12 protein-coding genes and 2 tRNA genes are annotated in these 15986 nt (G+C 55.7%); 4 read left to right on the top strand and 10 right to left on the bottom strand.

Translation table 11 applies throughout. The annotated features are described in order from the left end of the window. From VHE10_02425 to VHE10_02400, 6 genes are all read right to left on the bottom strand, one after another. On the bottom strand, nt 1-612 hold the full coding sequence (locus VHE10_02425) for a hypothetical protein (GenBank protein ID HVU06618.1): 612 nt from the start codon (nt 610-612) through the stop codon (nt 1-3). 32 nt (nt 613-644) lie between these two features. Further along, a complete protein-coding gene (locus VHE10_02420) occupies nt 645-1556 on the bottom strand; it encodes a Shedu immune nuclease family protein (protein ID HVU06617.1) in 912 nt (303 codons plus the stop codon). Between the two features lie 291 nt (nt 1557-1847). Next, complete coding sequence (locus VHE10_02415; GenBank protein HVU06616.1) at nt 1848-2870, bottom strand: GNAT family N-acetyltransferase; 1023 nt, start codon at nt 2868-2870, stop codon at nt 1848-1850. A gap of 119 nt (nt 2871-2989) precedes the next feature. After that, nucleotides 2990-3078, bottom strand: a tRNA-Ser gene (locus VHE10_02410). Nucleotides 3079-3113: 35 nt separating this feature from the next. Then, a complete protein-coding gene (locus tag VHE10_02405) occupies nt 3114-3860 on the bottom strand; it encodes an ABC transporter permease (GenBank protein ID HVU06615.1) in 747 nt (248 codons plus the stop codon). An 11-nt stretch (nt 3861-3871) separates the two neighbouring features. Next, on the bottom strand, nt 3872-4657 hold the full coding sequence (locus VHE10_02400) for an ATP-binding cassette domain-containing protein (protein ID HVU06614.1): 786 nt from the start codon (nt 4655-4657) through the stop codon (nt 3872-3874). A 38-nt stretch (nt 4658-4695) separates the two neighbouring features. Between VHE10_02400 and VHE10_02395 the strand changes: the two genes are divergently transcribed. The 3 genes from VHE10_02395 to recG all read left to right on the top strand — a co-directional run bounded on the left by VHE10_02395 (nt 4696) and on the right by recG (nt 8076). Then, nucleotides 4696-5529 carry an A/G-specific adenine glycosylase gene (locus tag VHE10_02395; protein HVU06613.1) on the top strand — a complete coding sequence of 278 codons (834 nt, stop codon included), beginning with the start codon at nt 4696-4698 and terminating at the stop codon, nt 5527-5529. Between the two features lie 10 nt (nt 5530-5539). Then, complete coding sequence (locus tag VHE10_02390; protein ID HVU06612.1) at nt 5540-5773, top strand: hypothetical protein; 234 nt, start codon at nt 5540-5542, stop codon at nt 5771-5773. Nucleotides 5774-5847: 74 nt separating this feature from the next. Further along, entirely contained in the window at nt 5848-8076 is a 2229-nt protein-coding gene (recG, locus tag VHE10_02385; GenBank protein HVU06611.1) for an ATP-dependent DNA helicase RecG, read from the top strand. A gap of 329 nt (nt 8077-8405) precedes the next feature. Here the strand turns inward: recG and VHE10_02380 are convergent, their stop codons facing one another. From VHE10_02380 to VHE10_02370, 3 genes are all read right to left on the bottom strand, one after another. After that, nucleotides 8406-11813 (bottom strand): efflux RND transporter permease subunit, encoded by a 3408-nt coding sequence (locus VHE10_02380; GenBank protein HVU06610.1) that lies wholly within the window; start codon nt 11811-11813, stop codon nt 8406-8408. A 16-nt stretch (nt 11814-11829) separates the two neighbouring features. Further along, entirely contained in the window at nt 11830-13344 is a 1515-nt protein-coding gene (locus VHE10_02375) for an HlyD family efflux transporter periplasmic adaptor subunit (GenBank protein ID HVU06609.1), read from the bottom strand. 38 nt (nt 13345-13382) lie between these two features. Continuing rightward, nucleotides 13383-13456, bottom strand: a tRNA-Ile gene (locus VHE10_02370). A 106-nt stretch (nt 13457-13562) separates the two neighbouring features. Between VHE10_02370 and VHE10_02365 the strand changes: the two genes are divergently transcribed. Continuing rightward, on the top strand, nt 13563-13961 hold the full coding sequence (locus tag VHE10_02365; GenBank protein ID HVU06608.1) for a hypothetical protein: 399 nt from the start codon (nt 13563-13565) through the stop codon (nt 13959-13961). A gap of 31 nt (nt 13962-13992) precedes the next feature. On the opposite strand, the gene ftsH is transcribed toward VHE10_02365, so the two are convergent. After that, nucleotides 13993-15915 carry an ATP-dependent zinc metalloprotease FtsH gene (gene ftsH, locus VHE10_02360; protein HVU06607.1) on the bottom strand — a complete coding sequence of 641 codons (1923 nt, stop codon included), beginning with the start codon at nt 15913-15915 and terminating at the stop codon, nt 13993-13995. Nucleotides 15916-15986: the final 71 nt, after the last annotated feature.

The following is a 15986-nucleotide window of genomic DNA, read 5'->3' as shown; positions in this document are numbered from 1 at the left end:
CTAGACCATCTTAGACGGCTTCGCTTTCTTCTTACGGCGGGGCTTGTCTTCGAAATCGAACTCCATGCCATCCGGGGCGAGTTCCCCGTCTCTGCTTATCTCGCTAAATTCGAGGGCGCGTATACGGGCAAGTTCAGCGACCGCCTCTTTTCCTACGGCAAAAGCAAAGCCGTCCTCGATAGCGAACGCTTTTCTGTGAGCGATCGTGCTTTCCTGGTCGTACGAATCCGACCTCTCCTTGTCTTCGCCGTACGTCTCCATCGAGAGGTAGTGTGACGTCTTGGCGTCTCGCAACGCGTACATGTAATCGAGCCAGTCTCTCCTCAGTTTTTGCGTCATCGTCTCGTCGAATCGGTTCTCTCCTGCGAGCTTCGCGAACCAGACCCGCATGAGCTTGCGATAGATATACAGATCCCTTCGTGTGATGGCATCGGGCAGAAAAGTGTCTTCGAGATTCTTCTCAAAGCTCGTCTGCGCCTGAAGTACGGCTTCTTCGCTTATCCCTTCATCTTTTAACAAGGGAACGTCCTCTACCACCTGCGCTTGTTTAGGCGTGTTGCGCTGCTTATATATCCACCAGACGACGGCGGCGGCGATTACGATCCAGATCATGGAATAACTATAACTTGACCGAAACGTAATTGCTAACGCTTTTTAATGGCGGCGATCATCGCTTTCAGACGCCTCAAAAGGTCGTCGTACGTGATGATATCGATCACGCTCTTATATTTCCTCTTCACGACCTCGAGATCCTCCTTCTGGGCCGTCGACAGGTCATTGTCCCTGCCCATGATGATCATGCCGCACGGGTTTATGATCTTGATCTTGAAATCCTTCGGAAGCTTATCCTTGTATTTCTCGGTCAGCTTTTCTTCACCCTTCTTGCCTGATTTGTTAAGGTGAAAGATATACTTCTCGATCTGCATCACCGTGCCCGACAGATCACGAAGGGGTATGTGGTTATCGCGATACTTGCCCTGGGTGATTATCTGCTTGCCGAGCGGCCGCTTTATCTCGACGATATCAATGCTCCCGTTCGCGTCGACGAGGAGGAAATCGAGCTGCCTGTCTTTCTCGTTGTAAGCGTCCCGCACAGGAGCCTCCTTGAACGCGAAGAGGTATTTCGGATAGAGGAGCAGGATGATGTCGAGGATCTCGTTCTGCCACTGCTTCTCGTTATAGGCGGTCTCGCGCTCGAGCATCACTTGAAGCCTATCGAGCAACGTCTGGTATTTTACGAGCTCGTCTTGCTTGAACTCCTCCAGGAGGTCTTCGCTCTTCACGCTCTTGCGCTTGTTCATGTAGCGGTCGTATTTCTCCTCTACGTCCGAGGCGGAGTCGTAATAGTTGCTCAGGACCGAACCGATGCGGGCATGAACGTATTTCTTGACCTCATAAGGATTGGGAAAATCTTTGAGGAGCTTTCGGAACTCGCTCTCGGGTAACGAGGTCGGCGCGTCTCCGCCGATGTATATGTCCTCGCTGACGACCTCCGCTATTTTCTTGAAAATGGAAATATCGCTCGCGACCACGAAGAAGCGGTCGGTTATATCCATACTTTTATGGATATAGATCCTCTGTTTAATACCCAGGATTCTCGGCTCGATTTTGAAGTAGTCGCCCTCCGTGCGGCCAATGACGAACTCGACCTCGCTTTCGTCCTCATCTATGCGATCAGGCGAATACAAGTCACTTTTAAAGAATGTGAAAATCCCATTTTTTATGGAGACTTCATCAGCTCTCTCAAACCCACTCAAAACCCAAGGTGCCCTCGGGGAATAGGTCAGAATAAGGAGGCTGTCTTTTTGACCGACTTTGATCATGGGGCCATTATAGCCCAATGGGTGCTATAAACTCTTCATCCACCTATCGAGCGCACGCTGGCTATTGAACCTCAACACGGTCTTCTCCGGGAAGCGTGACAGATCATTCTCAATAGGCCGAAGCGTCCTCTCCGGGTACGTCCAGATGTATTTCACGAACTCGAAGTTGAACCTCTCGACGCAGTCGTCCTGCATGTCTGGCCTCGTCTTGTTCCAATGGATGATGTTCCTTTTCAGCACTCTCCAGATCGATACGAGGAAACCGAAGTCGAGAATGATGATGAGGTCAGCGGCGCGAATGCGGGACTCCAGAGCGACGCGCCTGTAATTGCCATCGATGACCCAGCCTTTGTTATCTACCAATATCTTCTCGACATCGATAGCCATCTCTGTCTTCGGACGCTCGACCCAGCCAGGGAGCCAGAACAGTCTATCCATATGAAAGACGGGCAGGCCGAATTTCTCTCCGAGCCTTCCAGCCAATATCGACTTTCCTGATCCCGACCTTCCCATGACCAGGATCCTTTCTATTGTCCGCTTAAATATCATTTTTATCCCGACCAGTCTCGCGGCGCTTTTCTCCATTGATTCTTGGCCCACAAGCTTTTCGCCCGTCTCGACAAAACCCATCTTCTTGTACCAATCGACTGATTTGGTGTGCTCGGCAGGATACGTGATCACGGGCTTGTAGGAAGGCATCAGTCTGATGGCCTCATTCCATAATTTTGTCCCGATTCCTTTTCCTACATGCAGAGGATGCACATAGAGTGTTCTTACCCGAATGTGATCGGGAAAATCAACGAGACGGATGATGCCAATAACCTTCTCGCCGCCCTTTGCGACGAGCGTGATGTCGTCATTCTTCGAGAGTCCGGCTCGGCGGCGGAACGCTTCCATCTGACCCTTCTCGCTTTTCGCATACATGAGGTCGATATCTTCTTTTGTGACACCTATCTCGGGAGTGACGTAGGTCGCATACCACGAGAGCTTGATGACCTCATTCATGCCTTCTGCGTCTTCTGGTGTTGGGCGAGAGATGGTAATCATGTGAAAAGTATAGCAAACAAAAAGAGCGGACTGATCCGCTCTTTTTGTCTTCCAACCGAGCACTCGGGTCGCCCTTCTATCAAAAGATATTAGGTCATGCCGATACTAAGTTGTCAATGCGGAGACGCAGGGATTCGAACCCTGGAACCAGTTTTACCCGGTTAACACCTTAGCACGGTGCCGCTTTCGACCACTCAGCCACGTCTCCGTAAAAGAGACGATACCATACCGGCGCTCTCTTTCCTATATCTCTATCTTCTTGAAATAATGAGCGCCCAGGAACAAGAATGCGACAGCGAGCACAGAGAGGACTGAAGCGGAGAGGGTCAGACTGAAATGCCCTTGATCGATAAGCACGGCGCGCATAGCGTCGATGCCGTACGAGAGCGGGTCGATATTGGTAGCGAACTGGAGCAGCTTCGGCAGATTGGTCAGCGGGAACATCGCGCCCGACAGAAGGAATAGCGGCATGATGAGGAAGTTCATGACGGCTTGGAATCCCTGCATATCTTTCAGTACCGAACCGATCATGGTCGAGAGCGACGTGAAGAGAAGGGATATGACGAACATGATGAGGAATGCCGGGACGATCATGAGCCAATTTTCGAGGCGGAAGCCGAGAAGCGTCGCCAAAAGGAGCACGACGAGCCCCTGCCCCGCCGCGATGGTCGCGGAGCCGAGCGTCCTGCCGAGCATGATATTGAATCGCGACATCGGCGCGACGAGCGTCTCTTTCAGGAAGCCGAACTGACGGTCCCAGATCACTTCCATGCCGGAGAACATGCTCGTGAATATGATATTCATGCCCACGATGCCGGGAACGAGGAATTCGATGTAATTGCCCTGTCCTGCCTGCTGGAACACCGAGCCGAGGCCGTATCCCATCGCGAGCATGTAGAGGATCGGCTGGAAAAGCGACCCGGCGATGCGCGATTTCGAGCGGAAATATTTTTTAACCTGTCGGAGCCAAAGTATGTATATCTTTTTCATTGTATTTCCGTTTAGCGTCCTCTTCTCATGCTTCGCATCGCCGCATACGCCATATTGTCGGCGCCCTGCTCGCGGATGGTCTTTCCGGTGAGGGCGAGGAACGCGTCTTCGAGCGATTTTGAGTTGGTCTGGCTCTTGAGGTCATCGGATGTGCCTGTGGCGATAATCTTGCCGTGGTCTATAACCGCGATCCTCTGGGCCGCGCGGTCGGCTTCTTCCATATAATGGGTGGTGAAGAAGATCGTGGTGCCCTCGTTCTTGTTGAGCTGGCGCAGGTATTCCCACATATGGTTGCGCGTCTGGGGATCGAGACCGAGCGTCGGCTCGTCGAGGAATATGATCTTCGGATGATGGAGGAAGCCGCGGGCGATCTCGAGCCTGCGCTTCATGCCGCCGGAGAACTCCTTTACCGGGCTGTCCTTGCGGTCATAGAGGTCGACAAGCTTGAGGAGCTCTTCGATGCGCTTGCGGCGGATATCGTCGGGAACGTCATAGAGGACGCCATGGAGATCCATGTTCTCCCATGCGGTGAGATCGTCATCGGTAGACGGGTCCTGGAACACGATGCCGAAGGATCGGCGGGCGGAATCCGGATGATGGACCGGGTCATGGCCGTTTATAGCGACATCGCCGGACGTCGGATGAAGGAGCGTCGTCAGTATCTTAATGGTCGTGGACTTGCCTGCGCCGTTCGGGCCGAGAAACGCGAAGATCTCCCCCGCAGCCACATCGAATGATATGCCGTCCACGGCGGTGAAGTCCCCGAATTTCTTTATAAGGTTGTTTACTTTGATCATATCGTTTTGAAGAAACCCTCTAATGATATAGTACGAACATGGATAGGCAAAGGTTTAAATCGCTAGTTATGGATTATTTCAGGAAGAGCGGCAGGCACGATCTGCCGTGGAGAGACCTGCCTGCCGATTCGAACGGCTTCCGCGACCCGTATCGGATATTCGTCTCCGAAATGATGCTCCAGCAGACCCAGGTATCGCGGGTCCTGAAGAGATACGACGAGTTCCTGAAGGAGTTTCCCGATGCGGAAGCGCTCGCCGGAGCGACGGCGGCGCAGGTCCTGCGTGCATGGCAAGGCCTAGGATACAATCGCCGCGCGCTTCTCCTGAAGCGCGCGGCCGAATCCGTCGTCCGCGACCATAACGGCGCATTTCCGCGCGGTGCAGACGAATTGGAATCACTCCCCGGCATAGGCCAGTCTACCCGCGGTGCTATCCTCGCATTCGCGTATGGCATTCCGAGCGTATTCATAGAGACAAACATCCGCGCCGTCTTTCTTCATTGCTTTTTTAAAGATAAAAAGAAGGTGCCTGACGCAAAGATATTGCCTCTCATAGAAGAAACCCTGGACCGAAAAGATCCTCGCTCTTGGTATTATGCCCTCATGGATTATGGCGCGCACCTCAAACAGACGCTTCCAAACCCTTCTCGCCGGAGCAAGCATCACGTCAAGCAGTCTGCGTTCAAAGGCTCCAACCGCGAAATCCGCGCCGCTATCGTGCGATTCGTACTCGGCGGAGCCCGGACCAAGGTCGATATAAAAAAATATATCGCGACAAAAATCGGTGACACGCCTCATGACATAGAGAAAAATATCGCCGCCCTCGTCCGCGAAGGCTTCATGAAGAAAACAAAAAGCGGATACGAAGCGTAATATGAACGATATGAAAACAGCGATAATAACGATAGTGGCGGCGCTCATCATAGGCGGAGGGATCTGGGCCTATTATGCGACCACGCGTCCCAGTAATACGCAGGAACAGGTCTTCTGCACCATGGACGCCAAGCTCTGCCCCGACGGCAGCTCTGTCGGTCGAACCGGTCCCAACTGCGAGTTTGCGCAGTGTCCGGGAGCTGCTTCAGGAACGAGCGCCAACGGATCGGTGAACGTCTACTAGATTGATTCCGGACAGGGCAAAAGAGCCGCACAGCGGCTCTTTTGTTTAATGCTCCGCGCATATACAATTACCCCGTGAATTTGAGCCATATCCTGGAAGAGCAGTTCCGATTGCAGGGTCCCGTCAAAGCGGCCCTCAAGCGTCTTGGAATAAAGACCATTGAAGATCTCCTCTGCCACTTCCCCGTCAGATATGGCGATACGGCTGAATCGCGCAATATCGAGAGCCTCCGCAAAGGCGATGCGGCCGTCATCTTCGGCACGATATCGAAACTGAAGACATCGAAAGGCTTCCGTACCAAGATCGCCATGGCTGACGGCATCATAGACGACGGTTCGGGCTCGATCAAAGCCGTCTGGTTCAATCAGCCGTACCTTGCCAAAATGATCCCTGACGGAGCGATGGTCCGCATCGAAGGAAAGGTCTCTCAAAGACGCGCGCGGTCAGGCGCGACAGACGGCGACTTATATCTCTCGAATCCGAAGATAGAGCAGGTGTCCGAGCTTCCGACGGCTGTCGGTGATTCTCTTTTTGGAAAAGACGGCGGCGCGCGCACGTTATACCCCGTATACCCCGAATCGCGCGGCGTTTCGTCTGACTGGATATATCATAAGATCCAGGCTGTCTTTAAAAGCGGCATCCTCGATACGCTCGCCGATCCTTTGCCCGAAGACATCCTCAAAAAATACAATCTCCCCTCTCTGACGACCGCCCTCGTATGGATCCATGCTCCGCAAAATGCCGATGACGCGGCCGCGGCACGAAAGCGCTTCGCATTCGAAGAGGTATTCTTTATCCAGCTCGAGCGCCAGCGCGAACGAAAGGCGTGGCAGAAGAATCTCGCATTCGTCATCGAGCCGAAGCAGGAGCTGATGCAGAAATTCGTGTCTCGATTCCCTTTTCCGTTCACCGATGCTCAGTCGCGGTCGGTCGCGGACATCATGAACGATTTTAAAAAGGGGCATGCCATGTCGCGCCTCCTTGAAGGCGACGTGGGCTCGGGCAAGACGGCTGTCGCTGCTACGACAGCGTATGCCGCGATCATGACCAGGCCTAACGGCAAAGACTACGGCGCCCTCCAGGTCGCATACATGGCCCCGACGGAGATACTCGCGACCCAGCATTTCGAATCATTCATAGAATATTTCGAGCACGCAGGCGTTTCGGTCGCCCTCATCACCGGATCGGGCTGCAGGAAATTCCCGGCCAAAGTCGCTTCGTTCAAGCATGGCGAAAAGCAAAATTGGACGGACATATCGCGCGCGCAGCTCCTCAAATGGGTAGCGAACGGCGAAATCCCCATCGTCATCGGCACGCATGCGCTTATCCAGAAATCGGTGAGATTCAAGAACCTCGCATACGCCATCGTGGACGAGCAACATCGATTCGGCACGGCTCAGCGCGCGAAGCTCGTGCGCAAGGACGACATCCACCCGCATCTCCTTTCCATGACCGCGACGCCGATCCCCCGTACGCTCGCTCTTACTATCTACGGAGACCTCGATATATCGCTCCTCGATTCCATGCCCCACGGCAGGAAGCCGATCATAACGAAGATCGTCGCTCCGGCGAAAAGCGTCAAAACGAGTGCCGACGTCATGGACCGGGAACAGGCATACGAAGCGATCCGCGCCCAATTACGCGAAGGCCGACAGGCGTATGTCATATGCCCCCGCATAGACGAGCCAGACCCGACCAAAGAGAGCGCCGTCCAGGCAAAATCGGTGAAAGAAGAGGCGAAACGCCTTAAAGAGACCGTGTTCAAGGAATGTGAGATCGGCGTTTTGCACAGTAAGATGAAAGACGCCGAGAAAGAGCGCGTCATGCTCGAATTCAAGCGCGGCAAGATACATATCCTCGTCGCCACCTCCGTCGTCGAGGTCGGCGTGAACGTGCCGAACGCTACGGTCATCCTGATCGAAGGCGCGGAAAGGTTCGGCCTCGCCCAATTGCACCAGCTCCGCGGCCGCGTCGTGCGCTCGAACCACCAGGCATATTGCTTCGTCCTCGCCGAAACACAGAGCGAAAAGACCATCAAGCGGCTGAAAGCGCTTTCGACCGCCAAAAACGGATTCGAACTGGCTGAATTTGACCTGAAGTTCCGCGGCACGGGCGAATTGTACGGCAGGAAGCAGTGGGGCATATCCGACATCGCCATGGAAGCGATACAGAATGTAAAGATGGTCGAAGCTGCCCGCAATGAGGCGCTCCGCCTCGTCGGCGAAGACGATTCGCTGACCCGCTTCCCCCGCCTCCGCGCAGAGCTCGAGCGCCGAGCCGGGGACAAGATACATTTCGAATGAGAGAAAAGACGAAGAATATCGGTCTCTCAGGAGTGTCGGCCTGCCAAGCATTCGAACGAAATAAAAGAGCCGCTCTTGCGGCTCTGATTTTAATCGTACCGGTGATCAAGGGCCCAAAGAAGCCAATAGGCTAGAGGCAGGACCAAGATCCACAGGGCAACTACTTCTAGCGCGAAGTTTTTAAGCACTCGCCTATCACTCTTCGTCAGCTTCGTTCTTTTTCGACTCATTGGAGGCTAATTGCACTCCGTCACACCATGTGGCGGGTAGCATCAAACCTCCAATGAGTATCCTTTGTGTATTATAGCACTTTCTATAGAAAAGTCAATCTACTCTCCCTCTTTGGACCTCATCACGATGAGATACACCGCCGGCACTATATAGAGCGTCAGGAACGACGACAGCATGAGGCCGAATATGACCGAGCTGCCGAGCGCGCGCCAGAATTCATCGGAAAGCGTCACCGGCAATATGCCGAATATGGTGCAGATGGAGGTGATGAAGATGGCCTCCAGTCGCGACTTGCCCGCATCGGCGACGGCGTCGACGAATGCGATGCCGCTCTTCAGGTTCAGATTGATCTTGTCCACCAGGATGATCGAGTTTTTGACCACGATGCCGAATAGGGCGAGAATGCCGATCAAACCGGGCAAGCCGAGCGACACGTCGAATACCGCCATGCCCCAGAATACGCCGATAAGCGCCAAAGGGATCGGCACCAGGACGATGATCGCCTTCCTGAACGAATTGAACTGGATGACGAGCGTCGAGACGATGAGCACCATGGCGATCAACATAGCGCGGAGTATAGACGCGAACGATTCGGCGTTCTGCTCGTTCTCGCCGCCGAACGTGATGGTGTAGCCTGCCGGCAAGCGGTAGTCGGCGGTCTTTTTCTGGAATGCGGCGAGGAGCGCTGGGCCGTTCGTCGTCGAGTCGGCGGCGGCGGTCAGGACGACCGTGCGCTTCTGGTCTATGCGCGTGATCGTGTCCACGGCCGGGCGCAATTCGATCGTCGCGACGTCTTTTAGGAATACCGGCTGCTTCTGTGCATTCAATATCTCGAGATTCTGGATCGAAGCGAGGTCAGGGATAGAGGCGCGGTCGAACGTCGCCTGAAGGCTGATCTCTTTCTCCCCTTTTATGACCTTCATCAATTCGACGCCGGAAACCGCGGTGCGAAGGGTCGTGCCGACGGAAGCGGCGGTCAGATAATTGCGCTCGAGCGCCGTCTGGTCGAGCTTGAACGTATATTCTGGGACGGAATCTTTAAGAGACGAATCCACATTCACCGCGCCCGGGATCGAAGCGACGATCGGCTTCAGATCATTGATGATCTTCGTCAGTACCGTCAGGTCGTCGCCTGCGATATTGGCCTGGAATGCCGCGCCTGCCGGAGGGCCGCCCGTCTGCGCCGACACGCTGATGGTCACGCCCGGAATATCCGCGTCGGTCAGGTCCTTTCGGATGATATCGGCGAGCTCGTACGACGTATGCGCCCTGTCTTTCTTGTCCTTGAGGGTAAGCGTTATGGACGCCAGGTTCGACGCGCCCGTGCCGCCGCCGAATCCCCCGCCCGCGATGCTCGACTGGCCGACGACGCTCGAATAGCTTCCGACTTCGGCATATCCCTGCACGCGCTTCTCTATAGGGGCGATAAGCCTGTCCGTCTGATCGAGCGTCGAGCCGACGGCCGCGCGCGCGTCTATATATACATAGTCCTGGTCAGACTGCGGAAAGAATTCGTTTCGGACGATTCCCGTCGCGACGAGCATGAGAGAAGCGATGAACAGAGCCGTCACGCCGCCCAAAACCCATCGGCGTCGCTTCTTGTCGAAGATATAGTGCTTGAGCGATCGCTCGTATATTGGGAGGAAGCGATGGAAATTGACGATGCCGTGTATGAAACGCGACGTGAGCGTATCGTGGTTCTTTGCGCCCTGCTCGGCGAGCTTGCGCCTGACCAGAGCGTCGTCCTTCCATTCCCTTTCGACGAGCCTCTCATTCTCGACCATCTTTTCGCGGCCGCCCTTCTCATACCAATATATGAGCCAGCCTTCGATAGCCAATGCGATGATGCCGAGGACGATCGGTATCATACCCGCGTTATAGAACATCATGCCCGCAAATACGACCAGGCCTGCTTCCGCGACATAGAAGAGCTTCTTGGTCATGCGAATGCGCTCGAGAACAGCCGCTAATGGATGATTGACCATGAGCGCGATCAGAAGCGACGAGACGAGCGTGATCGAGACCGTGATCGGAATGGATTTAAGGTATTCGCCCACGATACCGGACGCCATGAGGAGCGGCAGGAATGCCCACACCGTCGCCAGGGTCGTCGTGGTGAGCACCCATTTGAAGTCGTTGAGCACCAATAGGACCGCCTCTTCCGGCGTGAATTTGCCCGTATTGATATATTGCTTGGTTGCGGACACCACCACGATAGCGTCGTCCACGAGAAGGCCGAGCGAAAGTATGAGCGAGAAGAGCGACAGGAAGTTCAGCGTCATGCCGAACACGTGGAGAAAGCCGAAGCTCACGAAGAATACGAGCGGAATGGCGAGACCTGCCACGAACGCTTCCTTGAGGCCGACGATGAGGAACAAGATGACCGAAACAAGGAGCACGGTTATGAGGAAGTCGTGCGAAAGCTGATCGAAGCTCTTCTCGATCTCTTTGGCCATGTCGAGCGACACGTTGTACGTGATGCCCGGCGACGATTTCGCGATGGCGGCATTGACGACTGCTCGCGCCGCCGCAGCAGTCTCGAGAACCGATGCGCCCTGGCGCTTTACGACGGAAAGGCTGACCGCATTCTTCGGATCGGAGCCGCCGATAGAGAGCCTCGAATACGACGTTTTCTTTACGGCCTTTTCGGATACGTTGGCCACGTCTCGGACATAGACGGTTCCCCCGTCGGCCATATGGGTGACGGGAATGTTACCGATCTCGTCGGCTTCGGTCATGCGGCCGTCGGCACGGATCGGGAATATGAACGCGCCGCTCTCGAAGTTTCCGGCAGGAATGGCGACGTTCGCCGACAAGATAGCGCGGTTGGCGTCGTCGGCGCTTATGCCGTAAAAGATAAGATCGTCGGGCCTGTACGCGATCTCGTATTCGGTCTCGTCGCCGCCGGATATATGCACTTCCCTGACGCCCGGGATGCGCTCGAGCTGGTCTTTGACGTCTTCGGCGAATGCGCGCAAAGTGAATCCATCATAGGGTCCGGTAAGGGAGATCGCCCACATTGGCGTATCGTCGAGCGATATCTCGGTGACTATAGGATCCTTCGCTTCGGTCGAAAGGTCGGGCTTGGCATCGGCGACCTTGTCGCGAAGGTTTCGAATAGCGTCGGCCAGGTTCTCCGATGCGTTGAACTCGACCTGAACCGACGAAAGCGAATTGTAGGAATTCGACGTGATTTTCTTGACGCCCTTCAGGCCGGATAGCTTTGACTCGATCTTCTTGGTGACGAATTCCTCGACGTCGGACGGGGACGCGCCCGGATAGACCGTCGAAACGATGCCGATCGGTATCTTTACCTCGGGATTCGATTCGCGCGGCAGGCTCGCGAACGAATATATGCCCCACGCCGTGATGACGAGGATAAGGAGCATGACCACGCGGAAATTGGTGACGAAAAAGTTGAGCCACGTCTTTCGGAGCTCCGGATTGAACGTCAGGCGTTCGAGATATCGGCTGTCGGATGAATGCTCGTTATTCTTATGATCCATAATGATCTATGGCGCGCTATTCCGCGTCTACTTTCTGGCCTTCCTCCAATTCGTATACCGGCGAGACGATCCTCATGTCGTCGGCGATACCGCTCGTGACTTCGATGAAATCGCCCTGGACCGCGCCGAGCGTGACCGAATGCTTTACGAGCTTCGAATCAGCGTTGATGGTGAATATATACGCGTCGCCGGGGACTATCTTGACGTTCTGGATCGGCAGGAAGTACGAGCCCGCAGCATTCGCGCCCGTCTGCGACGCGCCTTTGATGGCCACCGAAACGCTCTGCCCTACGACGAGGTTCGTCCGATCGGGATTCGAGACGGCTATCGTCACCTCGACTTTCTTATTGGTCTGATTAACGCTCGGAGCGACGGCCGAAACGACGCCCTGGACCGCGCCGGCGATAGTCGCCGGCGCGCCTTTGGTGATGCGCGCTATGTCTTCCCCGCTCGCGAAGGCTTTGACCTGAAGGCCCTGGCTGCCGACGACGCTCGCGAGGAGAGTCCCCGGCGACGCCAGTTCGCCGACGCGGAGAGGCACCGCGGCGACCTTGCCATTTATAGGAGAGACGACGATCGTCTTGGCGAGCTCAGCTTCGAGGCTCTTTACGCCGGCTTCCGCCGAAGCAATAGACGCTTCTGCCGTCGTGCCGCGGCCCGACTGGGCGTTGCGGAGCGCCGTATCAGCCGACGTCACTGCCGCGCTCGCGCCCGAAACGGACGCCTTCGCGGACGAGACGACGGCCTTCCATCCTGAAATGGTGGCGGCATCGGATGATGACATGTCTTTGGACAAGGAATTGAGAGCCGTCGAGGCGTCGTCGAACAGTTTCTGCGCCGAAGCGAGGACGACCTTGGACTGGGCCAGCACGCCCAAGAGCTCGTCATTGTCGGAAGTATCGGTAAGCGAATCGACCTTAGCCTTCCAGGGAGCGAGATAGTTCTCGAGGTCGTCGCGATCGGCGTGGAGCTGGTCGATGAGCTTGGCGTCGGAGACGCGCGCGGAAAGGGGCTGAACGCCCGATGCAGCATTGAACAAGAACTGGTCGAGCTGGCCCCTCGCCGCCTGGTCGACGGCTGAATAGGCGTCCCTCGCCTTGTCGCGAGCGCCTGTCCGAGCAGAATCGAGCGACACCGTGCCCGTCTCGTACTGGCCCTGCGCCAATGCGAGAGAGGCCTTCGCTTGATCGAGGCGCGCACGGATGTCGGCGTTCTTCAATTCCAGGATGACCTGACCTGCATAGACGCTGTCACCCACCTGGGCATTTATAGACGAGACGGGCGCGGATGTCTGGCTTTTCAGGTCGGCCTGGGCGATAGATTCTACGGTGCCGTTCGCAGAGACGGTCGAAGCGTCTTTCCTAAAGGCGGACGCGGCGACCAATGCGACCTGGCGGGCGCCCAGATTCGTCTCTATCGCGGCGCCTTTGCGCGCGGCCATCCTGCCGGCGATGATCATCATTATAACGGCCACGATGGCGAGCGTCGTGGCGAGTACCGAGTGACGTTTGAGATAAGTGAATATATTCATTGCTTTCGATGCTTCCAATAATATCAGCTACGACCCGGTGCGCCTACTTGGATTCGAACCAAGGACCCTCGAGGTATAAGCTCGATGCTCTAACCAACTGAGCTATAGGCGCAAGATGCGGCAGGCTCTATATAATATAAGAGGCTCCGTTATACTAAACCAGACCGGGTGAGGATACAAATATCGGGCATGGGCTTATAATAGAGCGAGGAGGTACCATGATCTTCAATATAAAACCGGCACTTTACGTGTTCGCCCCGCTCACGGAGGACGGCAAGCTCGTCCTTCTTCCGTGGCAAGGCAGGCTCACCCTGCCCTACGGCATAAACGGCGCCCATTCGCATGACATCTTCCTCAACGGCCTGCTCCGACCCTATTTCGAGGACGTGTCGCTCTCTCGCATGGAGCCCGTGATCGAGACTCTGGAGCAGTTCTGGTTCGAGGGCAAAGACTGCGCCTGCAGTTTCTATTCTTTCGCCTTTCGGGGCAAGAGAAAGGAGCTGGGATCGGGAGCGAGCGTCATCCCGCTCGCGGAGATTCCGAGCCATGCGATCCGGATTGAATTCTCCGGACTCTTCCAAGAGCTTTTGGGAAAGCGCGCGACCGCGCGCTCATAGCAAGAGCCGCTCCTTCGGAGCGGCTCTTTTTTTATGGCTGGTGCTCTATGTCCTTTTTCTTCTTCGGGGTAACGCCGTGAGCAACGAGGAGCTTTTCGAATTCATCCCGCTCTATCGTCTCGACTTCCATCAATCGCTTGGCGATGGCGTCGAGCAATTTTTTGTTCGTCTTGATGGTCTTTTCGGCGCGGCTCATGCCCTCGGTCATGATGGCTTTCACTTCAGCGTCTATTTCAGACGCTACTTTTTCCGAATATTCTCCTTCTTCGACGCCGCGGCCGAACAATACGCGGCCGCCGGCGCCTTCCAATGCCACGGGACCGAGCGTCGCGGACATACCGTATTTGGTCACCATATCGCGAGCCAGTGCGGTCGAGACCTGCAGGTCATTCGACGGGCCGGTCGTGAGATCCGCGAACATCAGACGCTCGGCGACATATCCGCCGAGCGACACGGCGATGTCGTCGAGGAATTCTTTCTTGGATTGAAGCTTCCTGTCCTCGAGCGGCAGATGGAGGACATATCCCGCAGCCCGCCCGCGCGAGACGATCGATATCTTATGGACCGGATCGGCATAATCGAGCGTGGAAGAAACGACGGCATGGCCGGCTTCGTGATACGCAGTGATCTTTTTCTCCTCCTGCGACAATATATGGCTTTTGCGTTCAGGGCCGAGCATGACCTTTTCGATAGCGCGGATCAGGTCGTATTGCGAGACCTTGGTACGGTTCTCGCGCGCGGCCAGGATCGCTCCTTCGTTCATGAGCGAATACAGATCGGCGCCCGAGAAGCCCGGCGTGCGCTCCGCGATCACCTTCAGATTGACGTCTTCCGCGAACGGCTTCTTGCGCGCGTGTATCTTTAGGATCTCCTCGCGATCATTGCGATCAGGCACATCTATGGTGACGCGTCGGTCGAATCGGCCCGGCCTCAAAAGCGCAGGGTCCAGAACGTCAGGCCTGTTGGTCGCCGCCATGACGATCACTTTCTCGTTCGGCTCGAAGCCGTCCATTTCGACGAGTATCTGGTTCAAGGTCTGCTCCCTCTCGTCGTTGCCGCCGCCCATGCCGACGCCGCGGCTTCGTCCCACCGCGTCGATCTCGTCCACGAATATGATGGCCGGCGCCGCCGATTTCGCCATCTTGAACAGGTCGCGCACCCGCGAAGCGCCCACGCCCACGAACATCTCGACGAATTCGGAGCCTGATATAGAGAAGAACGCCACGCCTGCCTCGCCCGCGACCGCGCGCGCCAACAGGGTCTTGCCCGTGCCCGGCGCGCCCATCAAGAGAATGCCCTTCGGTATCACCGCGCCCAGGTCAAGGAATTTCTTCGGATTGCGGAGGAAGTCCACGATCTCCATCAACTCCTGCTTCGCTTCCTTCGCGCCCGCGACGTCCTTGAACGTCACTTTCGATTTCTTGTCGTCAGGATGGGTTATCCGCGCCTTCGACTGGCCGAACGAGAACGCCTGCATGCCCGCTCCCCGGACCTGCCGCGTCAGAAGCCATACGAGGAAGCCGATGAATATGAGAGGCACGATGAACGGCGCCAATGCGATGAACCAGTACGAAAATCCTGACGGCTCTTTTATCTGTATATCAACGGCAGAGATCTTTTGAGGCGTGACCCCATAATTAGTAAGGGTCGTCGTTAGAGGGCTGTCGGCCTCTTTCTTCGTCGTCTTGGTCGTGCCGTCGTTATACGTCGCGGTCAGGTCGGTGCCGTCTATCTGTATGACCTTGACTGCGCCCTTGCTCACGTCGTTAGAAAGCTCGGACAGCGATATCGCCGTCCCCGCATCGCCTCCTCCGGAAAGCAGCGAATAGAGCGCGATGAGGAAAAAGAATATGAGAAGCCCGGAACCGAAGCTGCCGAGGAATCGCATCATGCTCTGCCGAGGGATATCTTTCCTATTCTTGTTCTTAGGATTCTTTTGAAATTGCATTGCCATATGGGGCCAGTCTATAACAGAAAAACCGAAACGGCGAGCAGATGATTTGCGATGTGTGATAGCATGAACGC

The sequence above is a fragment of the Candidatus Paceibacterota bacterium genome, assembly GCA_035546035.1.
In the GTDB taxonomy this organism is placed as follows: Bacteria; Patescibacteriota; Minisyncoccia; order Phycocordibacterales; family UBA6065; genus UBA6065.
This window is presented reverse-complemented; position numbering and strand designations above follow the sequence as displayed.